The organism is Pseudomonas sp. LBUM1662, from assembly GCF_059695915.1.
Genome location: NZ_CP166793.1, coordinates 5,058,190 through 5,081,244 on the forward strand (window position 1 = coordinate 5,058,190; position 23,055 = coordinate 5,081,244).

24 protein-coding genes are annotated in these 23,055 nt (G+C 60.7%); 12 read left to right on the plus strand and 12 right to left on the minus strand.

Annotated features, from left to right (window positions below; translation table 11 throughout):
* Positions 1 to 147: 147 nt before the first annotated feature.
* Together ACA049_RS22865 and ACA049_RS22870 are read right to left on the minus strand one after the other, a co-directional pair.
* Positions 148 to 1,572, minus strand: a complete 1,425-nt coding sequence (locus ACA049_RS22865) for a sensor histidine kinase (protein WP_497330051.1) — start codon at positions 1,570 to 1,572, stop codon at positions 148 to 150.
* The gene (locus ACA049_RS22870; RefSeq protein WP_497330053.1) at positions 1,559 to 2,281 is read right to left on the minus strand and encodes a response regulator transcription factor; all 723 of its coding nucleotides are present in this window, start codon (positions 2,279 to 2,281) and stop codon (positions 1,559 to 1,561) included. Before ACA049_RS22870 ends, ACA049_RS22865 begins: the two co-directional genes overlap by 14 nt.
* Before the next feature lie 214 nt (positions 2,282 to 2,495).
* Here ACA049_RS22870 and ACA049_RS22875 point away from each other — a divergent pair, with 214 nt between their 5' ends.
* Positions 2,496 to 5,249, plus strand: coding sequence for a response regulator (locus ACA049_RS22875; RefSeq protein WP_497330055.1), 2,754 nt, complete (start codon positions 2,496 to 2,498; stop codon positions 5,247 to 5,249).
* A 200-nt stretch (positions 5,250 to 5,449) separates the two neighbouring features.
* Positions 5,450 to 6,439 carry a 2-hydroxyacid dehydrogenase gene (locus ACA049_RS22880; RefSeq protein WP_497330057.1) on the plus strand — a complete coding sequence of 330 codons (990 nt, stop codon included), beginning with the start codon at positions 5,450 to 5,452 and terminating at the stop codon, positions 6,437 to 6,439.
* Between the two features lie 5 nt (positions 6,440 to 6,444).
* On the opposite strand, the gene ACA049_RS22885 is transcribed toward ACA049_RS22880, so the two are convergent.
* Entirely contained in the window at positions 6,445 to 6,846 is a 402-nt protein-coding gene (locus tag ACA049_RS22885) for a hypothetical protein (RefSeq protein ID WP_497330059.1), read from the minus strand.
* A gap of 134 nt (positions 6,847 to 6,980) precedes the next feature.
* Between ACA049_RS22885 and ACA049_RS22890 the strand changes: the two genes are divergently transcribed.
* Both ACA049_RS22890 and ACA049_RS22895 read left to right on the plus strand, forming a co-directional pair.
* Positions 6,981 to 7,415 carry a hypothetical protein gene (locus tag ACA049_RS22890; RefSeq protein ID WP_109633947.1) on the plus strand — a complete coding sequence of 145 codons (435 nt, stop codon included), beginning with the start codon at positions 6,981 to 6,983 and terminating at the stop codon, positions 7,413 to 7,415.
* Complete coding sequence (locus ACA049_RS22895; RefSeq protein WP_497330061.1) at positions 7,415 to 7,819, plus strand: META domain-containing protein; 405 nt, start codon at positions 7,415 to 7,417, stop codon at positions 7,817 to 7,819. The genes ACA049_RS22890 and ACA049_RS22895 overlap by 1 nt, the downstream gene beginning before the upstream one ends.
* 120 nt (positions 7,820 to 7,939) lie before the next feature.
* On the opposite strand, the gene ACA049_RS22900 is transcribed toward ACA049_RS22895, so the two are convergent.
* Complete coding sequence (locus ACA049_RS22900) at positions 7,940 to 8,407, minus strand: TlpA disulfide reductase family protein (protein WP_497330063.1); 468 nt, start codon at positions 8,405 to 8,407, stop codon at positions 7,940 to 7,942.
* Between the two features lie 114 nt (positions 8,408 to 8,521).
* On the opposite strand from ACA049_RS22900, the gene arsC reads away from it, so the two are divergent.
* The 3 genes from arsC to ACA049_RS22915 are packed head-to-tail and all read left to right on the plus strand — an operon-like array spanning position 8,522 to position 9,895.
* On the plus strand, positions 8,522 to 8,875 hold the full coding sequence (arsC, locus tag ACA049_RS22905) for an arsenate reductase (glutaredoxin) (RefSeq protein WP_497330065.1): 354 nt from the start codon (positions 8,522 to 8,524) through the stop codon (positions 8,873 to 8,875).
* Positions 8,872 to 9,468 carry an NAD(P)H:quinone oxidoreductase gene (gene wrbA / locus ACA049_RS22910; protein WP_497330067.1) on the plus strand — a complete coding sequence of 199 codons (597 nt, stop codon included), beginning with the start codon at positions 8,872 to 8,874 and terminating at the stop codon, positions 9,466 to 9,468. The genes arsC and wrbA overlap by 4 nt, the downstream gene beginning before the upstream one ends.
* A gap of 1 nt (position 9,469) precedes the next feature.
* A complete protein-coding gene (locus ACA049_RS22915; RefSeq protein ID WP_497330069.1) occupies positions 9,470 to 9,895 on the plus strand; it encodes a DUF2069 domain-containing protein in 426 nt (141 codons plus the stop codon).
* Positions 9,896 to 9,985: 90 nt separating this feature from the next.
* Here the strand turns inward: ACA049_RS22915 and ACA049_RS22920 are convergent, their stop codons facing one another.
* Together ACA049_RS22920 and ttcA are read right to left on the minus strand one after the other, a co-directional pair.
* Positions 9,986 to 10,660 carry a DNA-3-methyladenine glycosylase I gene (locus ACA049_RS22920; protein WP_497330071.1) on the minus strand — a complete coding sequence of 225 codons (675 nt, stop codon included), beginning with the start codon at positions 10,658 to 10,660 and terminating at the stop codon, positions 9,986 to 9,988.
* A 132-nt stretch (positions 10,661 to 10,792) separates the two neighbouring features.
* Entirely contained in the window at positions 10,793 to 11,617 is an 825-nt protein-coding gene (ttcA, locus tag ACA049_RS22925; RefSeq protein ID WP_497330073.1) for a tRNA 2-thiocytidine(32) synthetase TtcA, read from the minus strand.
* A 404-nt stretch (positions 11,618 to 12,021) separates the two neighbouring features.
* Here ttcA and ACA049_RS22930 point away from each other — a divergent pair, with 404 nt between their 5' ends.
* On the plus strand, positions 12,022 to 12,624 hold the full coding sequence (locus tag ACA049_RS22930; protein ID WP_010457124.1) for a Yip1 family protein: 603 nt from the start codon (positions 12,022 to 12,024) through the stop codon (positions 12,622 to 12,624).
* 147 nt (positions 12,625 to 12,771) lie between these two features.
* Positions 12,772 to 13,266 (plus strand): SprT family zinc-dependent metalloprotease, encoded by a 495-nt coding sequence (locus tag ACA049_RS22935; protein ID WP_219097167.1) that lies wholly within the window; start codon positions 12,772 to 12,774, stop codon positions 13,264 to 13,266.
* Between the two features lie 134 nt (positions 13,267 to 13,400).
* Here the strand turns inward: ACA049_RS22935 and ACA049_RS22940 are convergent, their stop codons facing one another.
* Positions 13,401 to 14,582: a CaiB/BaiF CoA transferase family protein gene (locus ACA049_RS22940; protein ID WP_497330075.1), complete on the minus strand. Its 1,182-nt coding sequence runs from the start codon at positions 14,580 to 14,582 to the stop codon at positions 13,401 to 13,403.
* 144 nt (positions 14,583 to 14,726) lie between these two features.
* Positions 14,727 to 16,061, minus strand: coding sequence for a dicarboxylate/amino acid:cation symporter (locus ACA049_RS22945; RefSeq protein ID WP_497330077.1), 1,335 nt, complete (start codon positions 16,059 to 16,061; stop codon positions 14,727 to 14,729).
* A gap of 338 nt (positions 16,062 to 16,399) precedes the next feature.
* On the opposite strand from ACA049_RS22945, the gene ACA049_RS22950 reads away from it, so the two are divergent.
* Positions 16,400 to 17,398 carry an AraC family transcriptional regulator gene (locus ACA049_RS22950; RefSeq protein ID WP_497330078.1) on the plus strand — a complete coding sequence of 333 codons (999 nt, stop codon included), beginning with the start codon at positions 16,400 to 16,402 and terminating at the stop codon, positions 17,396 to 17,398.
* A 107-nt stretch (positions 17,399 to 17,505) separates the two neighbouring features.
* Here the strand turns inward: ACA049_RS22950 and ACA049_RS22955 are convergent, their stop codons facing one another.
* From ACA049_RS22955 to ACA049_RS22970, 4 genes are all read right to left on the minus strand, one after another.
* On the minus strand, positions 17,506 to 17,865 hold the full coding sequence (locus ACA049_RS22955) for a DUF6124 family protein (protein WP_497330079.1): 360 nt from the start codon (positions 17,863 to 17,865) through the stop codon (positions 17,506 to 17,508).
* A gap of 472 nt (positions 17,866 to 18,337) precedes the next feature.
* Positions 18,338 to 19,684 carry an ATP-binding protein gene (locus ACA049_RS22960; RefSeq protein WP_497330080.1) on the minus strand — a complete coding sequence of 449 codons (1,347 nt, stop codon included), beginning with the start codon at positions 19,682 to 19,684 and terminating at the stop codon, positions 18,338 to 18,340.
* Entirely contained in the window at positions 19,681 to 20,358 is a 678-nt protein-coding gene (locus ACA049_RS22965; protein WP_497330081.1) for a response regulator, read from the minus strand. Before ACA049_RS22965 ends, ACA049_RS22960 begins: the two co-directional genes overlap by 4 nt.
* Positions 20,359 to 20,522: 164 nt before the next feature.
* Positions 20,523 to 21,125 carry a hypothetical protein gene (locus tag ACA049_RS22970; RefSeq protein WP_497330082.1) on the minus strand — a complete coding sequence of 201 codons (603 nt, stop codon included), beginning with the start codon at positions 21,123 to 21,125 and terminating at the stop codon, positions 20,523 to 20,525.
* Positions 21,126 to 21,272: 147 nt separating this feature from the next.
* Here ACA049_RS22970 and ACA049_RS22975 point away from each other — a divergent pair, with 147 nt between their 5' ends.
* Both ACA049_RS22975 and ACA049_RS22980 read left to right on the plus strand, forming a co-directional pair.
* Positions 21,273 to 22,064 carry a dienelactone hydrolase family protein gene (locus tag ACA049_RS22975; RefSeq protein ID WP_497330083.1) on the plus strand — a complete coding sequence of 264 codons (792 nt, stop codon included), beginning with the start codon at positions 21,273 to 21,275 and terminating at the stop codon, positions 22,062 to 22,064.
* Between the two features lie 176 nt (positions 22,065 to 22,240).
* Entirely contained in the window at positions 22,241 to 22,966 is a 726-nt protein-coding gene (locus ACA049_RS22980) for a 4'-phosphopantetheinyl transferase family protein (protein WP_497330084.1), read from the plus strand.
* The last annotated feature ends 89 nt before the right edge of the window (positions 22,967 to 23,055 follow it).

Consider the following 23,055-nt stretch of genomic DNA (forward strand, 5'->3'; position numbering starts at 1 on the left):
AAACCGTCAAGTTGGCGTCAAGGCGCCGCTGATACCCTTTGGGAAATGTCGTACAGCAATACCCGAACGCTCCGGCAAAGATCAGAAATGTGGTGGCTGGGAGGGCCTCATCGCGAGCAGGCTCGCTCCCACAGGGTGCGGGGTTGATCAGACGATTTGTGGTCGGCAAAGATCCACTGTGGGAGCGGGCTTGCTCGCGAAGGCGTCGTCACTGACGCCATCCATCTCAGCCACCAACCGAATATTCAGCCGCAACCCACGCCCGGTATTCTCAGCCCAAAGATGCCCGCCCTGACGCTTCACCGCATTCCTCGCGATGCTCAATCCCAACCCGAACCCGCCATCTCCCGGCCGCGAGCCGTCGAGTCGAATGAACGGGGAGAAGATCCGCTCAAGATCCCCTTCAGCCACCCCGCCGCCCTCGTCCTCCAGCCACAAATGCCAGAAGTCGCCGTCACGTTGCCCGCCGAAACGCACAATGCCGCCGCTCGGTGAATGACGAATGGCATTGCGCAGAATGTTTTCCAGCGCTTGCGCGAGCGTGTTGAGATTGCCCCGGACCCAGCACGATGAATCCACCGCACACTGCAACTGGCTCACCGGCCAGCCGCTTTCGTAGCAGGCGTTTTCGGTGAGCATTTCCCACAGTGCCTGGACTTGAATCGCTTCGTCGGGCAACGGCGCGCGCTCGGTGTCGAGCCAGGCCAGTTGCAAAGTGTCTTCCACCAGGCGCTGCATGCCATCGACTTCTCGCCCGATGCGCTCGCGCAATTGCGCCAGCCCTTGCTCGCTTTCGCTGGCGACCCGCAGACGACTCAACGGTGTACGCAGTTCATGGGACAAATCGCGCAGCAATTGCTGCTGCAGGGCGACGGTGCTTTGCAGTCGCTCGGCCATGTGATCGAACGCCCGGCCCAGCTCACCGAGTTCATCCGAACGATTGGTGGTGTGGCTCGACAGACGCACGTTCAACTGGTCGGCACGCCAGGCATTGGCCTGTTCGCGTAAATGGTTCAACGGCACGACCAACAATCTATAAAGACCGACGCACAATAAAAGGGTGAACAGGCCGGGGATCACGCCGTTGGTGATCACGCGCCAGAACACCCGGTATTGGCCGGGCACGAAGCGCTGGGGCAGCTCGATGACCAGGCTGCCGGCGGTGGGATCTCCGGGAAACGGCACCCGCAGCCACGGCAGGCGTCTCTTGTGAATGGGCCAATCCAGGCCGCGCAGAAAGGTCAGGCGCTCGATCTCCTTGTCTGTCAGCGGCTGGCCGCTCAACGACTGTAAATCGCCGCCAATGACACCGGCCCAACCCGCTTCGCGCTGTCGCATGGTGTGCAGCCAGTGATCCACGCCCGCGCGCTGGCCCTGACGCCAGGCCTGTTCGGCCTCGGCGGCATAACCCGTCAGCGTGCCTCGGGCCTCATCGGACAGGAACTGGTTGCGCTCCTCCATATAACGGCCCCAGGACCAGCTCAGCCAGATCATCAGCAGACAGAACGCGACCAACAGACACGCCAGTTTCCAGAACAGCGAGTGCCGGCCCGGCAGGTCAGACCATTTCATCGGCCGCACTCAATACGTAACCCTTGCCCCAGACCGTGCGCACTTCGCGCTCGGTGTAGCCGATGCCTTTGAGTTTTCGGCGGATCTGGCTGATGTGCATGTCGAGGCTGCGGTCATGGGCCGCGAAACCGCGTTGCAGCACATGCTGATAAAGGAAGGCTTTGCTCAGCACTTCATCGCCATTGCGATTCAGGGTATCCAGCAATCGATACTCGCTTCGGGTCAGGCCTGCGGCGTGTTCACCATAGGAAACGTCGCAGAGGTCGTCATCGAAACGCAGGCTGTCGACCGGGGCCGCGACCGCTGCCGGCTCCGGCCGACGGTCGAGCGCCACCCGGCGCAGGATCGCTTCGATGCGCACACGCAACTCGGCCATGCTGAAGGGTTTGGGCAGGTAATCATCGGCCCCCAGGCGAAAACCGCTGATGCGATCCGCCTCGGCGCCCAGCGCCGACATCAGCACCACCGGAGTCGAATGGCTCTGGCGCAATTGCGTCAGCACGTTCAACCCGTTCAGGCCCGGCAGCAAAATATCCATCAACACCACGTCGAAGGGCTGCTCGCGGGCGATGTCCAGGCCTTCCTGCCCGTTCTGGCACCAGGTCACCTGAAAACCGCAGCGGCCCAAATGCTCGTGCACATAAGCACCGAGGACGAGGTCGTCTTCAATGGACAGGATGCGCGGATGGCCAACAGAGATGGGAGTCATGAGTATCTGCAAATAATTCTCAGTTGTCGATTATTCAAGATTGCCTGCCGATGGGCAACCCAAGGTTTGCCCGTGGCGCAAAAGCGCCGGTCGAGCCGACGAATGACGACATCAATTTTACGAAGATTGCCTGCCTGCAAATCGCTACACTGGCCCGGTGGCGCGTGCCGGATGTACGCGCAGGTCAATCAATAGCTGGATGCAGGAGAGATGCGTGCTCAAGAAACTGGGAATTAAAGGCCGCGTGCTGTTGCTGACCCTGTTGCCGACCACCCTGATGGCGCTGGTCCTGGGCGGCTATTTCACCTGGACGCAGCAATCCGACCTGCAAACCCAATTGATGCAGCGCGGCGAGATGATCGCCGAACAGCTCGCGCCCTTGGTCGCCCCGGCCATGGGCCACAAAGACAATGAGTTGCTGGAGCGCATCGCCACTCAGTCGCTGGAAACGCCGGACGTGCGCGCCGTCACCTTCCTCGCCCCCGACCGCACGCCCGTGGCCCACGCCGGCCCGACCATGCTCAACCCCGCGCCGATGGGCAATGGCTCGCAGATGCTGCGCCGCAGTGGCAACGATGCGACGCGTTATCTGCTGCCGGTATTCGGCAAGCACCGCAACCTCGCGGGCGATTTGATTCCGGATGAAGCCGAGCGCCTGCTGGGTTGGGTCGAGCTCGAACTGTCCCACAGCGGCATGCTGCTGCGCGGTTACCGCAGCCTGTTCGCCAGCCTGCTGCTGATCGGCGCGGGCCTGGCCGGTGCGGCGCTGCTCGCCTTGCGCATGGGCAGGACCATCAACCGGCCGATCAGCCAGATCAAACTGGCGGTGGCGCAACTCAAGGACGGTCATCTGGAAACCCGCCTGCCACCCCTTGGCAGTCAGGAACTGGATGAGCTCGCGTCCGGCATCAATCGCATGGCCGGCACGTTGCAAAACGCTCAGGAAGAATTGCAGAACAGCGTCGACCAGGCCACCGAAGACGTGCGCCAGAACCTGGAAACCATCGAGATCCAGAACATCGAACTGGACCTGGCGCGCAAGGAAGCCCTGGAGGCGAGCCGGATCAAATCCGAATTCCTGGCCAACATGAGCCATGAAATCCGCACGCCGCTCAACGGTATTCTCGGCTTCACGCACCTGCTGCAAAAAAGCGAGCTGACCCCGCGCCAGCTCGACTATCTGGGCACCATCGAAAAATCCGCCGACAGCCTGCTGGGGATCATCAACGAGATCCTCGACTTCTCGAAAATCGAGGCCGGCAAACTGGTGCTCGACAATATTCCGTTCAACCTGCGCGACCTGCTGCAAGACACCCTGACCATCCTCGCCCCGGCCGCCCATGCCAAACAGCTTGAGCTGGTGAGCCTGGTGTATCGCGACACGCCGTTGTCGCTGGTGGGCGATCCGCTGCGACTCAAGCAGATCCTCACCAACCTTGTGAGCAATGCGATCAAGTTCACCCGCGAAGGCACCATCGTCGCCCGGGCCATGCTCGAAGAAGAACACGAAGACAGCGTGCAACTGCGCATCAGCATTCAGGACACCGGCATCGGCCTGTCGAACCAGGACGTGCGCGCCCTGTTCCAGGCGTTCAGCCAGGCCGACAACTCGCTGTCCCGCCAGCCCGGTGGCACCGGCCTCGGTCTGGTGATTTCCAAGCGCCTGATCGAACAGATGGGCGGCGAAATCGGCGTCGACAGTACACCGGGCGAAGGCTCGGAGTTCTGGATCAGCCTCAGTCTGCCCAAGACCCGCGACGATGCCGAAGACCTGCCCGGCCCACCGCTGCTCGGGCGCCGCGTGGCGGTGCTGGAAAATCATGAACTGGCGCGTCAGGCCTTGCAGCATCAGCTGGAAGATTGCGGTCTGGTCGTGACGCCGTTCAATACCCTGGAAAGCCTGGCCAATGGCGTGACTGGCGCGCATCAGACCGATCAGGCGATCGACCTGGCGGTGCTCGGCATCACCAGCAACGACATGCCGCCGGAGCGCCTCAACCAACACATCTGGGACCTCGAACACCTGGGCTGCAAAGTGCTGGTGCTGTGCCCGACCACCGAGCAGACGCTGTTCCACCTCTCGGTGCCCAACCCGCACAGTCAGCTTCAGGCCAAACCGGCGTGCACGCGCAAGTTGCGTCGGGCGTTGTCCGATCTGGTCAACCCGCGCCAGCAGCGCAGCGAACCCGGCGAACCGGTTTCCAGCCGTGCGCCGAAGGTGCTGTGCGTCGACGACAACCCGGCCAATCTGTTGCTGGTGCAAACCCTGCTTGAAGACATGGGCGCCAAGGTACTCGCGGTGGAAAGCGGTTACGCGGCGGTCAAAGCGGTGCAAAGCGAAACCTTTGACCTGGTATTGATGGACGTGCAAATGCCCGGCATGGACGGGCGTCAAACCACCGAGACGATTCGTCAGTGGGAAAGCGAGCGGCATTGCACGCCGCTGCCGATCGTCGCCCTCACCGCCCACGCCATGGCCAACGAAAAACGCGCGCTGCTGCAGAGCGGTATGGATGACTACCTGACCAAACCGATCAGCGAGCGGCAACTGGCCCAGGTAGTGTTGAAATGGACCGGCCTGGCGTTGCGCAATCACGGGCCGGAGCGTTCCAGCGACAGCCATGGCGGCGCCCATGAACTGCAGGTGCTCGACCACGACGAAGGCTTGCGCCTGGCCGCCGGCAAGGCCGATCTGGCAGCCGACATGCTGGCGATGTTGCTGGCCTCCCTGGAAGCCGACCGCGAAGCGATTCGCATGGCCCGGGAAACCAATGACCACAACGCGTTGATCGAGCGCGTCCACCGCCTGCACGGCGCGACCCGTTATTGCGGCGTCCCGCAACTGCGCGCCGCCTGCCAGCGCAGCGAAACCCTGCTCAAGCAACAAGACCCGAAAGCCCCCGGGGCGCTGGAAGAACTCGACCGCGCAATCAATCGCCTGGCGGCCCACGCCCGGATCAACGCTTGATGCAGCGCAATGGCGCCGAAACCATACCCGCTAAACTCAGGCCCCTGTAGGAGCGTGTAGGAGCTGTCGAGTGAAACGAGGCTGCGATCTTTTGATCTTGCTTTTAAAAAGATCAAAGTCAAAAGATCGCAGCCTCGTTTCACTCGACAGCTCCTACACAGCTCCTACATAAGCGTGATCGAGTTTTTCAGGAGGACCGCATGCGCACGATTCTTTTCAGCAGCCAGACCTACGACCGCGACAGTTTTCTCGGCGCCGAGCTGCCCGCCGGTATCGAGTTGCACTTTCAATCGGCGCGGCTGAGCCTCGATACCGTGGCGTTGGCGGAGTATCACGAAGTGGTCTGCGCCTTCATCAATGATGACTTGAGCGCCCCGGTACTGGAACGCCTGGCCGCGGGCGGAACACGCTTGATCGCCCTGCGCTCGGCCGGTTACAACCATGTCGACCTGGCTGTTGCGAAGCTGCTGGGGCTTTCGATCGTGCGGGTTCCGGCCTACTCGCCCCACGCGGTGGCCGAACACGCGGTGGCGCTGATCCTGGCGCTCAACCGGCGCCTGCACCGCGCCTACAACCGCACCCGCGAAGGGGATTTCAGCCTGCACGGGCTGACCGGTTTCGACTTGGTGGGCAAGACTGTCGGTGTGGTCGGCACCGGGCAGATCGGTGCCACATTCGCGAAAATAATGAACGGTTTCGGCTGCCGGTTGCTGGCCTACGACCCCTACCCCAACCCGCAGGTCGAAGCCCTCGGTGCTCGTTACGTGAGCTTGCCCGAGCTGCTCGCCGAATCGCAGATCATCAGCCTGCACTGCCCGCTCAATGCGCAGAGCAAACACTTGATCAACCGCGAGTCACTGGCGCACCTGCAGCCCGGCGCGATGTTGATCAACACCGGGCGTGGCGGTCTGGTGGACACGCCAGCGCTGATCGATGCGTTGAAGGACGGCCAGTTGGGTTACTTGGGGCTGGATGTCTACGAAGAGGAGGCGCAGTTGTTCTTCGAGGACCGCTCCGACCTGCCGCTGCAGGACGATGTGCTGGCGCGGCTGCTGACCTTTCCCAACGTGATCATCACCGCGCACCAGGCCTTCCTGACTCGCGAAGCCCTGGACGCGATTGCCACGACGACCCTGCAGAACATCGCGGCCTGGGCCGCCGGCACGCCGCAGAATCAAGTCGAAGGCTGAACCGATCAGGCTTTGGACAAAAGGATCATCAGGCCCAGCCAGCCGAAACCCAGCAAGCGTTGCCCCACGGAATGCCCGCGACGCAGCAGGAACCAGACAAAAAACGGCGGCAGAAAGAAAATCATCAGTTTCAGCCACAGTTCCACCGGACGCACGCCGTTAGCAGCGGGTATCGGCGCCGCCATGTCGGCCGGGGCTTCGGTTTTGCGTTTACGTCCGAACGCGGCCGGGGTCACCCTGGCCACTTTCTCATCGGCCGGCAAACGCCCGAAAGAAAGGGGAGCCTGTGCAGGCGCTGCCGTCGAAGTGGTCGCTTGCGCCGTTCCCGCCGGTGCACCGCAATGAATGCAAGCAGGCGCCGTGGAGCTGATGCTTTGCTTGCACTCATAACATTCGATTAACGCCATGTCCGTTCCTTAGAAATGCAAAAGCGGCAGTTTGCCATGAGTCGATGGGTAAATTGAACCAGATCGAAGGTCATCTGCCCGCGCCATGCTGCGTGCAGGCCCGTGATAGCATACCGCGCATATTTGGAGGACCCATGGTCGAACACGATTTCCGCTACAACCTGATGAACCCGCAACACACCCTCACCGAATGCCGCGCCCTTGTGCCGGGGCGTTATCAAGTCACCGGCAACGGCGGCTCGATTCGTAATAATGACGTGCTGGTCGTGACCCTCAAAGGTGCCAAGGACTTGTCCATGCGCCTGACCGTGGAAACGGTTCGCCACTTGATCAACCCGCCCGGCCAATGGGTCGCGGTGGCCAGTGGTCCGGTGTTCGGCGAATTGGCGATCCACACCTGGAAAGTCAATTGCGACAGCTGTGCCAAAGAACTGAGCTTCGAGTTTGCGGTCGACGCCAAACTGGGCAACAAGGCTGAAAAACCTGCCGCCACCGCGCGGATTGCCGAGTTGGGCTGGTCCACCGTTGGTGAGAAGCACCTGTGCCCGAAATGCCAGGAGCCCGCGTGATGAAACGCCTCGCCCTGACCGCACTGGTCGGTGCAAGCCTGCTGGGCTGCGCCGCCGAGCCGGTGAAATTGCAGCAAAATCGTAGCTACATTCTGGAATGGATCGGCGAACGTCCGTTGATGGATTACAGCCACCTGACCATCACCCTGGGTGAAGACGGTCGTGCTTATGGCAATGGCGGTTGCAACCACTGGTTTGCGCCGTACACGCTGGAAGGCGACAAGCTGAGCTTCGGCAAGATCGGCAGCACCCGCAAGCTGTGCGCGCCGGCCGTGATGGAGCAGGAAAAGCGCTTCATGCAGGCCCTGGAAAACGTGCAGCGCTGGGATGTATCGCCGATCGAGCAGATGCGCTTCTGGCCGGCGGAAGGCAAGCCGTTGCGCTGGTGGCTTGAAGAGGGTTGATTGTTCAGCCTTGAAAAGATCGCAGCCTCGTTGCACTCGACAGCTCCTACAAGGGTTTCGCATTTCACCTGTAGGAGCTGTCGAGTGAAACGAGGCTGCGATCTTTTTCTCAACAACAACTCAATTCTTCGCCTGCAACGCCTCTAGCTTGGCCATCACCCCCGCCGCTGTCTGCTCGCCCATCAACTGCTCGCGCACCTTGCCTTTGTTATCGATGATGTAGGTCACCGGTAACGCCTCGCTACGCGGCAACTCGAAAAGATCTGCCGGGTCCGACGCCAGCACGGTGAACTTGATCCCCAGTTTCTCGCTGGCGCTTTTCAGCTCTTCCCCCTGCACATTGTCGAAATTGACCCCGAACACACCAATCTTCTTGTCCTTCAGCTGATCGGCCAACGCATTCAACTCCGGGATTTCGGTACGGCACGGGCCACACCATTCGGCCCAGTAATTGAGCACCACCCATTGTTTGTCCAGACGTTCGGCGGCGACTTTCTGGCCGTTCTGGTCGATGCCATAGTCGTTGCCACAGCCCCCCAGCATCAACGTCCCGATGATCGCCAATGCTGCTGCCAGTCGTCTTGTCATGTCGTGATCCTTGTTCAAAATTGAATGCGCCTGCGACCCATCGCCTCCCGAGGTTCTGGATTACGCGCTGCACAGTTAGAATAGCCGCCACCTTACGCAAGATGCGACCCGCACATGACCGATCTGACGCTTTATCACAATCCGCGCTGCTCGAAATCCCGCGGTGCGCTCGAACTGCTGGAAGCCCGTGGCCTGACGCCGACCGTGGTCCGCTACCTGGAAACCCCGTTGGACGCCACGCAAATCCAGAGCCTGCTGAAAAAACTCGGCATCAGCGCCCGGCAACTGCTGCGCACCGGCGAGGACGAGTACAAAACCCTCAACCTGGCCGACAGCAGCCTGAGCGAGGCGCAATTGATCGCCGCCATCGCCGCCCATCCGAAACTCATGGAGCGACCGATTCTCGAAGTCGGCGACAAAGCCATCATCGGCCGTCCGCCGGAGAACGTACTGGAGTTGCTGCCGTGAGCGCGCCGTACATTCTGGTTCTGTATTACAGCCGCAGCGGCTCGACCAATGAAATGGCCCGGCAAATTGCCCGCGGCGTCGAGCAGGCAGGGATGGAAGCATGCCTGCGCACGGTTCCGCCGATCTCTACCGAATGCGAAGCCGTGTCGCCGGACATCCCCGACGAAGGCGCGCTGTACGCCAGCCTCGACGACCTGAAGAACTGCGCGGGCCTGGCCATGGGCAGCCCGACCCGCTTCGGCAATATGGCGGCGCCGCTCAAGTACTTCCTCGACGGCACCAGCAATCTTTGGCTGACCGGCGCCCTGGTGGGCAAACCGGCCGGGGTGTTCACCTCCACCGCGAGCCTGCACGGCGGTCAGGAAACCACGCTGCTCTCGATGATGTTGCCGTTGCTGCACCACGGCATGCTGATCACCGGCCTGCCGTACAGCGAATCGGCGCTGCTGGAAACCCGTGGCGGCGGCACGCCTTATGGCGCCAGCCATCACGCCGGGGCCGATGGCAAACAGGGTTTGAATGAACACGAAGTCGCGCTGTGCCGGGCCTTGGGCCTGCGCCTGGCGAAGACTGCGCAGAAGCTGGGGAACTGACGTGGCGAAAAAGCCGAAGATTCTGCCCTCGATCGAATGGCTCGAACCGCGGGTTCGGGCGATGCGGGTGATCAGCCTGCTGTGCTTTTTAGGGCTGGTGGGGTTGCTGTGCGCCTACTACCTGGTGTTTGCCGATCTGCATGGCGCCCGGCCGTGGGTGATTTTGCTGATCGAGCTGGTGCCCCTGCTGTTGCTGGCGCCGGGGATGATCATCGGCAGCGCGCGCGGGCATTCGTGGATGTGTTTTGTGGTGAACCTGTATTTCATCAAGGGCGCATTGGCCGCGTATGACCCGAACCGGCAGCTGTTTGGCTTGCTGGAGATGGGCGCGAGCCTGGCGGTGTTTTGCTCGGCGTTGCTGTATGTGCGGTGGCGGTTTCAGCTCAACCGCAAACTGGCTGGCGAGGGTGAGATATCCGTCGCCTGATCTGACGCCTTCGCGGGCAAGCCTCGCTCCTACAACGGCACCACCGTACCTGTAGGAGCGAGGCTTGCCCGCGAAGGGATCGACCCGGTCTTAATGATTGACGGTGTACGCCAGCATCATCGAAATCTGGCTCATCGCCCGCCCGCCACTCTGTTCATGCCACTGGTTGAACACATCCTGCACCAACGCCAGGTCCCGCTGGCTTGTCGGCACCTTGTCGACGATCTTCTGCGCGTTCAACCCCGCCACCACGTCGTAGCTCGGCACGAACGTGTCCTTGCCGACCATGCGCAGGAAGCGCGGCGCCGACAACCCGCCCAATTGATGGCCGCGTTTTTTCAGGAAGGTCCACAGACCGACGATATCGGTTACCGGCCAATCGGCAATCAGTTCGCCAAAGCTGCCCTTCTCATGCGCCACGTCCAGCACGAACTGCGCATTGCGCGGCACGCTCTTGAGCTTGCCGAGGTGGCGGATGATCCGCGCGTCCTGCATCAGGCGCTCAAGGTGTTCGGCGCTCATCAGCACGACCTTTTCCGGGTCGAATTTGAAGAACACTTCTTCGAACGACGGCCACTTGGCGTCCACCAGGCTGTGCTTGAGGCCGGCGCGAAACACGCGCAGCGCCATGGTCGATAGGTAGCGGTCGTCGCTGATCTTGCGCAATTGCGCCGGGGTCTTGGGGACGGGCAGATGGGCTTCCAGTTCAGCTGCCGAGCCGAAGCGGTTCAGACAGTATTCGTGCAGCCACTTGTAATCGCGCATGCCCTCTCCTGAGGATTGAAACGAAGAACTGAATGTGGGAGCGGGCTTGCTCGCGAAAGCGGTGTGTCAGCCGGCATAGTTGGCGACTGACACACCACTTTCGCGAGCAAGCCCGCTCCCACACAATTTGTGTCAGAGGTTGACTACGTTGACGAACCGCGACATGGCGGTCTCGTCGATCTTGAGGCTGGTGAAATCAAACAGATTACGGTCCGCCAGTTGCGACGGTTGCACGTTCTGCAAGCTACGGAAAATGCTTTCGGTGCGGCCCGGGGTCTTGCGTTCCCACTCTTGCAGCATGTCCTTGACCACCTGACGCTGCAGGTTTTCCTGGGAACCGCAGAGGTTGCACGGAATGATCGGGAATTGCTTGAAATCCGAGTAGGCCTGGATGTCTTTTTCGTTGCAGTAGGCCAGCGGGCGGATCACCACGTTGCGGCCGTCGTCGGCGCGCAGCTTGGGCGGCATGGCCTTGAGCGAACCGTTGAAGAACATGTTGAGGAAGAACGTCTCAACGATGTCGTCGCGGTGGTGACCGAGGGCCATTTTGGTCGCGCCGATTTCGTCGGCAAAAGTGTAGAGCGTGCCGCGACGCAGGCGCGAGCACAGCGAGCAGGTGGTCTTGCCTTCCGGGATCAGCTCCTTGACCACCGAGTAAGTGTCTTTCTCGACGATGTGGTACTCGATGCCCAGCTCTTTCAGATAGGCCGGCAGCACATGTTCAGGGAAGCCTGGCTGTTTCTGGTCCATGTTCACGGCCACGATCTCAAACTTGATCGGAGCGACCTTCTGCAAGTGCAGGAGCACGTCGAGCATGGTGTAGCTGTCCTTGCCACCGGACAGGCAGACCATGACCTTGTCGCCGTCTTCAATCATGTTGAAATCGGCAACTGCCTCCCCCGCCTGGCGGCGAAGGCGCTTTTGCAGTTTGTTCTGGTTGACCGTGAGAGTGCCCATGACGCGTGATCCGTGAGATGTGACGAAAGGCCGGCATTTTACGCAAAAACCTGTCATCGGCGAAGTACCCACCATCCCTGTAGGAGCTGTGTAGGAGCTGTCGAGTGAAACGAGGCTGCGATCTTTTGATCTTGCCTGTAAAAAAACAAAGTCAAAAGATCGCAGCCTCGTTTCACTCGACAGCTCCTACAGGCCCACAAGGGATTGTGGTGACAGACCCTGCGGCGATTAACAGCACTGTTTACAGCGCGATTTGCTCTAAAGCCCTGCAACCTGCGCCGTAAAGACCTTTCTATACTGCGACATAAGGTCGCATACATATTCAGACCTATTACTTACTTGGCCACTTTGGCCTGTAGGCGCTCCACTGGGGGGCGACGGTAAAAACAAGAGGAGTGACTGGCATGATCCATCACGTAGTGGGGCTCTTCACCCACCCCGACCAGGAATGGAAAGAAATCCGTGGCGACCAAGAGGAAAGCATCAGCCACATGTACCTGACCCACACGCTGATTCTGGCGGCGATTCCCGCTGTGTCTGCGTTTATCGGCACCACTCAAGTCGGCTGGGTGATCGGCAATCGAGCGCCGGTCATGCTGACCCAGGAAAGCGCGCTATGGATGACGATCATGTCGTACCTGGCGATGCTCGGCGGCGTCGCGGTGATGGGCGCATTCATCCACTGGATGGCCCGCACCTATGACGCCAATCCAAGTCTTGCCCGCTGCGTTGCATTTGCGACCTATACCGCGACCCCGCTGTTCATCGGCGGTCTGGCGGCGCTGTACCCACACATGTGGCTGGGGATGATCGTCGGGACGGCGGCCATCTGCTACACGGTGTACTTGCTGTATGTGGGGCTACCCACTTTCATGAACATTCCATCAGACGAGGGCTTTCTGTTTTCAAGTTCGGTACTTGCCGTAGGCCTGGTGGTGCTGGTCGCCATCATGGCGTTTACAGTGATTGTCTGGGGACTCGGCGTGGGGCCGGTCTATACCAATTAGCAACACACCACCCAAAAACAAGATCTGCCAACACAGGCCGCCGCAAGGCGGCCTTCTAATGTAAGGAGTAACGACCATTCGGCGCCTCGGCGATTCGCAAGGCCCCGGCGTTGCGGCATACTCGACGTCTCTGGAGATCCATCAAGCATGCCCGAGCAACTCAATTCCCGCGTCGAAGACTGTTACCAACTAGCTGAATCCTTTTTCAAACGACCTTTCAAACGCCCCGTGGTGAGCCTCAAGCTGCGCGGTCAAAAAGCCGGTGTCGCGCATTTGCACGAGAACCTGCTGCGCTTCAATCCGCAGCTGTACCGGGAAAACACAGAAGACTTCCTCAAGCAGACCGTGGCCCACGAAGTGGCGCACCTGATCGCCCACCAACTGTTCGGCGACCGCATTCAGCCGCACGGTGAAGAGTGGCAATTGATCATGCGCGGCGTGTACGAACTGCCGCCCAATCGCTGCCACACCTACGACGTCAAACGCCGCAGCGTGACGCGCTACATCTACAAATGCCCGTGCGTCGACAGCGATTTCCCGTTTTCGGCGCAGCGCCATGGGCTGGTGCGACAGGGGCGGCGGTATTTGTGCCGACGGTGCCGGAGCACGTTGGTGTTTAGTGGGGAGATGCGGGTCGAGTAGTCAGGTTGTGTTGTTTCGGCCGGCCTCTTCGCGGGCAAGCCCCGCTCCCACAGGATCTGCGTCGTTCATAAATCTTGTGCTCAATTCAATACCTGTGGGAGCGAGGCTTGCCCGCGAAGAGGCCGGTACAGTCGCTAGAGAATCACCTTGGCACGGCGCAATTCTGCAATCCGCTCAGCACTCATCCCCAACTCTCCCAACACCTGATCCGTATGCTGCCCCAACACCGCACCCACATGCCGTGGCGCCGGCAACCCATCCGAGAATTTCAACGGACAGGCCATCTGCGCCTGACTCGAACCATCCCCCCGCGGTACGTCCGTCACCAACTCCCGCGCCTGCAACTGCGGATGCTGCACCGCTTCGCTCAGGCTCAAAACCGGCTCGACACACGCATCAACCCCGGCAAACAACTCGCACAGCTGCGCAAAATCATGCTTCTCGAATTCGGCTTTCAACTCATCCTTGAGCGCCTGTTGCTCGGCGGGTTTGGGCGACAGCCCTTTGGCCGCCAGCTCCGGCCGCCCCAGCGCCGTACACAGTTGCTGCATGAAGGCCGGCTCCAGACTGCCCACCGATAACCAACGCCCGTCCCGCGAGCGGTAATAGTCGTAGAAGCTGCCGCCATTGAGCATCTGGTCCTCCCTGCCCGGCTCGACGCCACAGGCCAAATACCCGGCGCCGGCCATGGCGTTGAGGCTGAAGGCGCAGTCGGTCATGCTCACATCCAGATGCTGCCCCACCCCGCTGTGCTGCCGCGCGATCACCGCCGCCAGTAACCCGATCACGCCGTGCAGCGAGCCACCGGCGATATCCGCCACTTGCATGCCCAACGGCAGCGGGCCGCTTTCGGCGCGGCCCGTGTAGCTGGCCAGCCCCGCCAGCGCCAGGTAGTTGATGTCGTGGCCGGCACGGGCCTTGTAGGGGCCGGTCTGGCCGTAACCGGTAATCGACACGTAGATCAGCTTCGGATTGATCGCCTTCAACGCTTCATAACCCAGGCCCAGGCGCTCCATCACGCCGGGGCGGAACTGCTCCAGCACGATGTCGTGGTCCGCCAGCAACTGCTTGATGACCCCCAGCGCCTCGGGCTGCTTGAGGTCCAGCGCCAGGCTGCGTTTGTTGCGATTGAGGTAGGCGTGGCTGGCCGACACCCCGTGATCGTGCGGCGGCAACACCCGCAGCAAGTCCATGCGGGTCGGCGATTCGATGCGCAATACTTCTGCGCCCATGTCCGCCAGCAGCAACGAAGCAAACGGCCCCGGCAGCAGTGTCGAGAAATCCAGAACCTTGAGTGATGCCAGTGGACCGGGCATGAGTGACCTCCGTGAACGATGCCTCCAGCCTAGGCAGGCAATGGCATTGCAGCAATCACCTGAAGTGTCAGCAGCTGTGACCGTTACGCTCAAATCCCGGGCAAGAAAAAACCCGCCGAAGCGGGTTTTTCAGTGCAGCCAGTCTTACTTGACGTTGCTAGGGGTTGGGCCTTCGGCCACGCCCAGGTCGTCTTCTTCACGTTCGTCAGCAATGCCGCGACCGCCAGAAGCCAGCTCGGATTGCAGCACGTCGGTGTCCAGTTCCTTGACCCACTTGGCCACAACAATGGTCGCAACGGCGTTGCCGACCAGGTTGGTCAGGGCACGGGCTTCGGACATGAAGCGGTCGATACCGAGGATCAGCGCCAGGCCGGCAACTGGCAGGTGGCCAACGGCGGACAAGGTAGCGGCCAACACGATGAAGCCCGAACCGGTCACGCCCGCAGCGCCTTTGGAGGACAGCAGCAACACCACCAGCAAGGTGATCTGGTGCGTGATGTCCATGTGGGTGTCGGTTGCCTGGGCAATGAACACGGCCGCCATGGTCAGGTAGATCGCGGTACCGTCGAGGTTGAACGAGTAACCGGTCGGGATCACCAGACCCACCACCGATTTCTTCGCGCCCAGACGCTCCATCTTGATCAGCATGCGCGGCAGTACCGATTCCGAAGAGGAGGTACCCAGCACGATCAGCAGTTCTTCACGGATGTAGCGAATTACTTTCAGCACGCTGAAACCGTGAGCGCGAGCGATACCGCCCAGCACGATCAGGATGAACAGCAGGCAAGTGATGTAGAAGCAGGCCATCAGCTGACCCAGTTGCACCAGCGAGCCGACACCGTAGGCACCGATGGTGAACGCCATGGCACCGAAGGCACCGATTGGCGCGAGCTTCATGATCATGTTGATGATGTTGAACATCACGTGGGCGAAGCGATCGATGAAGTCCAGGATCGGCTTGCCGTAGGCACCCAGGCGATGCAGGGCGAAACCGAAGATCACCGAGAACATCAGCACTTGCAGGATGTCGCCCGTGGCGAACGCGCCGACGATGGTGGACGGGATCACGTTCAGCAGGAAGCCGACGACGCTTTGATCAGCACCGGCCGCGACGTATTGAGCGACTTTGGAGGCATCCAGCGTGGTCACGTCGATGTGCATGCCGTTGCCCGGCTGGACAATGTTGACCACCAGCAGACCAACCAGCAACGCGATAGTCGAAACGATTTCGAAGTAGAGCAGCGCGTAGCCGCCGGTCTTGCCGACCGACTTCATGTTCTGCATGCCGGCGATACCGCTGACAACGGTGCAGAAGATGATGGGGGCGATGATCATTTTGATCAGTTTGATGAACCCGTCACCCAGCGGCTTGAGGGCCACACCGGTCTGCGGGTAGAAGTGACCGAGCAGGATGCCGATGGCAATTGCAACGATCACCTGGAAATACAGGGATTTGTACAGTGGCTGACGAGTCGTCATTGCAAAGTTCCTCAAGAGTGCCCGGTGACAACATCCATCTGTTGCCCAGGACACTTCAATTGCGAACCCTCCTGCACTGGAGGGATTTGTTTTGTCGAGCTGCGCGACGGCAGGCATCTGCTCGTTGTATCGCAAGGCCCGTGCCACCTTTGGAAAAATGCCTGCAAGCCTTTTGACATCAAGGGTTACAGGTTCAAGCTTGTCACCGGCCGGTTACAACAATGTGGCGGATTTCCGCCCAACCTCCAGACCTCGTCCTACAATTTGGCGGATATCCGCCTGTTCATCGTCAGGAGCGACCGCTACCATCCGTCGTTCAATGGGTCGGACCTGCCTCTATGCGTGAACGCACCATCGCCAGTCATTTCGCCCGTGCCGTCCTCGGTGGCGCGCGCCGGTTGGGTTATGACTATTCAAATCTGCTGCAACAACTGGGCATCAGTCCCGAGTTGCTTGAAGAGCCGCGTGCGCGGATTGCGCCGGAGCAGTTCACGCGATTGATCCAGGGGTTGTGGCTGGCCCTCGACGACGAGTACCTCGGTTTCGGGCCGACACCCAGTAAAACCGGCACCTTCGCGATGATGTGCCATGCCGTGATCCACTGCCGCAACCTCGATAAGGCGCTGCAACGCGGCTTATTGTTTTATAGCCTATTCCCCGACGGCCCGTGTCTGACCTTGACCCGCGAAGACGAAATGATCCGCCTGAGCCTCGATGACTCGAAATTTCAGGACCCGGATCATTTCCTCACCGAAAGCCAACTGATGGTGTGGCATCGCCTCGGCAGCTGGCTGATCGGCCAGCGCATTCGGCTGGAGCAGGCGACGTTCAGTTATCCGAGGCCCGAGCATGGGGCTGAATACGACTTGCTGTTTCCCTGCCCCATGGAGTTTTCCTCGGCGCAGAGCAGTCTGCTGTTTCACAGCCGCTACCTGAACATGCCGCTGTTGCAGGACGAACGCACCCTCAAGCATTTCCTCCAACACTCCCCCGCCGACCTGCTGTCACGTCCGGATGATGGCGACAGTTTGAGCAGCCAGTTACGCCGTTTGCTCAGCCGCGACAGTTCACGCTGGCCGGATCTGGAAGCCGTGGCCGCGCACCTGCACATCAGCCCGCAGACCTTGCGCCGGCACTTGCGGGAAGAAGGGTCGAGTTTTCAGGAATTGAAAGATCAGTTGCGGCGGGACATTGCGATTTATCATTTGGGCCGTGCGGATCTGTCGTTGCAGCAGATTGCCGAGCAGCTTGGGTTTTCCGAGCCTTCGGCGTTTCACCGGGCGTTCAAGAAGTGGACCGGGTTGACGCCTGGGGCCTATCGCGCGCAAGAGCATTAAGATCAAAAGATCGCAGCCTCGTTGCACTCGACAGCTCCTACAGGGCGATTTGCGTACCCTTGTAGGAGCTGTCGAGTGCAACGAGGCTGCGATCTTTTGATCTACCGTTACTGCTGCGGATCAACCCTGTCCAGCATCCGGTTCACCGCCAGCTCCCCGAGCATCACCACCTGCTGAATCCCCAGCACGGTGTTGCGATGCGGCCCCTCCATCAACCCCGCGAAATTACTCAACATCACGCTCGCCGACGCCATGGACTCACAGGCGTTGACCAGCAGCGTTTCGTCATTTGCATCAGGATCCACGAGATAAATGGTGCTGGGTTTGCGCGGGGTGTCTTTGGGAATGACCGGTTTGAGGTAGTAATCGAGGGCGCGGTCGGCGGCTTCGTTGAGCTTTTTTGAGTCGGTGGAATCGTAGGGTGAAACGTCGTCGGTTTCGGGTGGGTTGGGCGTAATTTTGAACATGTGAAGCTCCGTGGTTGGTTGAGCCGCCACGACCTATCGCTAAACAAGTAAAGGTGGCGGCTGTACGCAGGTTAGCGATCCGGGTCACAGAAACCCCGGGTAGACTCGAAGGTCTCCCACGCACAGCCACCATTACGCGAATTGCAGGCACTGAAAACTGCAATCAAACTTCGGCGCTTTTGCGTCTGTGATGGGATCGGATCGCTAAACCCGATCGCTGATTCGTCAGCGACCCGCAAACATTAGAGCCCACGCCCCAGGCGCACAAGCCGGCGGATTCTGGCGTAGTCGTAGGCAGCGGCGCAAGGATGTGTAGCCTGGGTGAGTGTCTGGAGATGTCATTTAAACATTCACGTTTAAGATCAAAAGATCGCAGCCTCGTTGCACTCGACAGCTCCTACAGGCGTACGTAAATCCCTGTAGGAGCTGTCGAGTGCAACGAGGCTGCGATCTTTTTGGCCAGGCACCGATTTCAAACCACCGGAAAATGAATCCGGAACGCCGCACCGCCCATGGGTGAATCCCCGAGCGTCAGCTTCGCGCTGTAGCTCTCGATAATGTCCTTCACCACTGCCAACCCGATCCCCTGCCCCGGATGCTGGCGATCCAGCCGTTCGCCCCTTTGCAGAATCCGCGCGCGCTGATCCGGCGGCACGCCCGGCCCGTCGTCTTCCACGCACAACTCAACGCCGCTCAGGGTTTCGCGCACGCTGATGCGCACTTCGCTCAGGCACAGGCGATAGGCGTTTTCCAGCAGGTTGCCCATCATTTCCAGCAGCGCGCCTTGCTCGATCGGCACGTAACACGGGTCCGGAAGGTCGAAAGCGACGCGCACGCGTTTGTCGCGGTAGACCTTGTCCAGCGTGTCGCACAGGCTTTGCAGCACCGGTTGCAGGCGCACCTGGTGGCGCACCAGGCCGCTTTTGCGCAGGCTGGCGCGTTGCAGTTGATAGCCGATCTGCTGGCTCATGCGTTCGATCTGGGTTTGCAGGACCCAGGCCTGATCGCGGTCTTCCGGGCGTTGGGCCATGTCTTCGCTGACGCCTTGCAGCACGGTCAACGGGGTTTTCAGGCTGTGGGCCAGGTCGTCGAGGGAATCGCGGTAGCGGCTGCGCTGTTCGCGTTCGCTGTGCAGCAAACGGTTGAGGGAGCCGGTCAGGCGCAGCAGCTCGCGCGGGTGTTGTTCGCTGAGGCTTTCGCGGGCGCCGCTTTCGATTTCATCGAGTTCCTGACTGAGCCGGCGCAAGGCTTGAAGGCCCCAAGTCAGGCCGATCCACAGCAGCGCCAGCAGCACCAGCAACGCGGCGCCGAAACCGAGGTAGAGGTTTTCGCGCAGGCCTTCGAGGGTGACTTCGTATTCGTGCACCGGTTGCAGGGCGACGATGCTGAACGCCGCGCTCTTGCCGCCGAGCAGTTTGACTTCGACGTCGTAGACGAAGAATTCCTGACCGTCGGCCTCGCTAATGCGCGCGAACTCATTGCCGCGTCCGTCGTAACGCGGTTTGTAGTTGATCTTCTCTTCGCCGGTGGCCTTCGAGCGCCACACCAAGTGACCTTCGCGGTCATAGATGTAGCCGAGCAAGCGGCTGTCAGTCAGGTTGAAGCGCTCATCGGGCAACTGCGCCGGCATCTGCAGGGCGTTGTTTTCGATCCGCGCGGCGGAAATCAACGTGTTTACGTCCGACGCCAGGCGCTGCTCGATGGAATCCTGCAACGCCAGGCTGAACGCGCCCTGCATCGCTGGCAGCAACGCCAGCATGAACAACACCGCCAGGGTGGCGGCGGCGAGCATCAACCGGACACGAAGGGATCGAATCAAGTGCAGCGCTCATTGAACAGGTAGCCGAGGCCACGCACGGTATCGATCGGTTTGAAACCGGCCGGACCTTCGAGTTTGCGGCGCAGACGGCCGACCAGCACTTCGATGACGTTCGGATCGCGCTCGTCGTCGTCCGGGTAGAGCTGCTCCATCAAGCGGTCCTTGGCCACCACTTGCTGGTGATGCCGCATCAGGTACTCGAGGATTCGGTACTCGTAGGCGGTCAGCGCCAGCGGTTGCTCATCGAGGGACGCCTGTTTGCGATTGAGGTCCAGCAGCAGCGGTCCGGCGACGATGGTCGACTGGGTAAATCCGCTGGAGCGGCGCAGCAAGGCATTCAGGCGCGCGTCGAGTTCTTCGAACTGGAACGGCTTGACCACGTAATCGTCGGCACCGGCGGCGAGGCCTTCGACCTTATCCTGCCAGTTGCCGCGCGCGGTGAGGATCAGGATCGGGAAGGTCTTGCCGCGCGAGCGCAGATGGCGGATCAAGTCGAGCCCGCTCATGCCCGGCAGGCCGAGGTCGATCACCGCCAGGTCGTGGTTGAACTGCTCGGTCTGGTACAGCGCCTCTTCGGCGTTGGCCACGGACTCGACCACGTGGCCGCTGTCCGTCAGGCGGGTTTGCAGGTGATGGCGCAACAGCGCTTCATCTTCGACGACCAGCAGTTTCATAACGCTCTCCTAGGCAAATCGTTATCTCCAGCAGCACAGCTCTCAGTTACACCGCGAAACCTGTGGGAGCGGGCTTGCTCGCGAAAGCGGTGTGTCAGGCAACATCAATGTCGACTGTGCCGCCGTCTTCGCGAGCAAGCCCGCTCCCATAAGGATTGCGCCTATCAGAAAGCGTAGTTCGCCGACAGGTAGGTCTGGGCGCTGCTGGTCAGGTCCAGCGAACCCTGTTTGTTACCGCCGCGCTCGCTCATCTCGGTGCTGGCGTTGCTGCGCAAGTAACGGTAACCCAGCTCCACCGAGGTGTTTTGCGACACTTGCTGCAACACGCCAACCTGGCCGCCAATGGCGTAACCGATGTTGCTGTCGCGGCTGAAACCTGGGGACTCCTGAGTCATTTTGGTCAGACCGGCCGTGGCACCGCCGAACAATTTGGTGCTGCCGCCCACCGGGTAGAACAGATCGTAGCTGCCCAACAGGTTTTCCTGACGCAGTTTAATGCCATTGTGCGAGCCCGACACGTTGTCGTAAGTGGCGTAGTAGCGGCCCTGGCTGTTTTGCTGGCCCAGACGCACACCCCAGGTGGTGTCCTTGCCGATCACACCGTCGGCGTTCGGGCTGTTGAGGTTGTCGTTCAGGGCGTGGGACTTTTTGACCTTGTCGCTGGTCTGTCCAAGAGTAAGGCTGGCGAAATTGTCGTCGGAGGCGAATGCCGCAGTGCTCGCGCCCAGGACGGTGAAAGCCAGAAGCAGTTTTTTGAAGTTAGTCATTGGGGAATTTCCTCATGCGCTATGTGCTTTTTGGGTACGGGGCAAGGTTACTCACCCACCCCTGAACTCCCCCTGAACGCACTCTGAACCTGAGCTGAACCAACGCCCCCCAGCTGTTTTGATGACTTTTATGCAGGAGATCCGACCATGCGCGTTTTCCTCGCCTTCGTCTTACTGGCCTTGAGCGGGCTCGGCCACGCCGCGATCAAGACTCAGGAAATCCCTTATCAGAGCCCTGACGGCACTAAGCTGATCGGCTATTACGCTTACGACGACGCTATTAAAGGTCAACGTCCGGGCGTGGTCGTGGTGCACGAATGGTGGGGCCTCAACGACTACACCAAGCGCCGCGCCCGCGATCTGGCCGGACTGGGTTACAGCGCGCTGGCTATCGACATGTATGGCGACGGCAAGAACACCGAACATCCGAAGGACGCCATGGCGTTCATGCAAGCGGCGTCGAAAGACAGTGCTGCGTCCAGCGCTCGCTTCCTGGCCGGGCTCGATTTGCTGAAGAAACAGCCACAGACCAATCCGGAAAAAATCGCCGCCATCGGTTACTGCTTTGGCGGTGGCGTGGTGTTGAATGCGGCACGTCAGGGTGTGCCGCTGGCGGGCGTGGTGAGTTTCCACGGGGCGCTGGCGACCCAAACGCCCGCAACGCCGGGCAGCGTGAAGGCGAAGATACTGGTGGAGCATGGCGCTCTGGACAGCATGGTGACGGCGGATAACGTCGCGGCCTTCAAGGCTGAAATGGACAAGGCCGGGGCTGACTATCAGTTCGTCAGCCTTGAGGGCGCCAAGCACGGGTTTAGCAATCCAGACGCGGATCGCTTGGGTCACGGCGATCATGGCGGGCCGGATATCGGCTACAGCAAGGCGGCGGATGAAAAGTCCTGGGCGGATATGCAGGCGTTCTTCAAGAAGATTTTTGGTTAAGCAGAAAGACCGAGGCGCGGCCTTCGCGGGCAAGCCTCGCTCCTACAGGTTTGTGTTGTTCCGCCATTTCGTGATCGGCTCAAAACCTATAGGAGCGAGGCTTGCCCGCGAAGAACGGTAACGCGGTCCAACGTCAGGACTACCCAGCCCGAAGGCAACCCGGCAAAATGCCCGCCATGAATCCCGTCCCCGCCCTGCCCGTCTGCTGCACCCCGCTCGATGCCCATTGGCCGCTGCCGTTTGTGCTGCCCGATACGGTGCTGTTGAGCACGCACTTCGATACCTCGCAACTGGCCAGCGATGACTTCCAGCGCAGCGCCATCGAGCCGCCGGCGAGCATCCAGCGTTCGGTGGCCAAGCGTCAGGCCGAGTTTCTGTCTGGCCGGGTTTGCGCCCGGGCAGCGTTGCAGCAACTGGAAGGGCTGAATTTCAGCCCGGCCATCGGTGAAGACCGGGCGCCGGTGTGGCCCGCGCACATCAGCGGCTCAATCACCCACAGCACCGGCCGGGCGGCGGCGATTGTGGCCAATAAAACCCACTGGCGCGGGCTGGGTATGGACCTGGAAAACCTGCTCAACCCTGAACGGGCCGAGCGCCTGGCCGGGGAAATCCTCACCCCGCCGGAGTTGCAGCGCATGGCAGCGGGCCCTCGCGATCAGCTGGCGATGCTGGTGACGCTGACGTTCTCGGTGAAGGAAAGTCTGTTCAAGGCGCTGTACCCGATTGTTCAACAGCGGTTTTATTTTGAACATGCCGAGGTGTTGGAATGGACCGAGGCGGGTGAAGTGCGGCTGCGATTGCTGACGGACCTGTCCAGTGAATGGCGCAATGGCACTGAGCTGGATGCGCAGTTCGGGGTGGTGGATGGGCAGTTGTTGAGTCTGGTCAGTATCAAGGCCTGAGATCTTTAGTGTCGGTTCGGGCCTCTTCGCGGGCAAGCCTCGCTCCTACAGGGACCTATGCCACACCGAAGATCCCTGTGGGAGCGGGC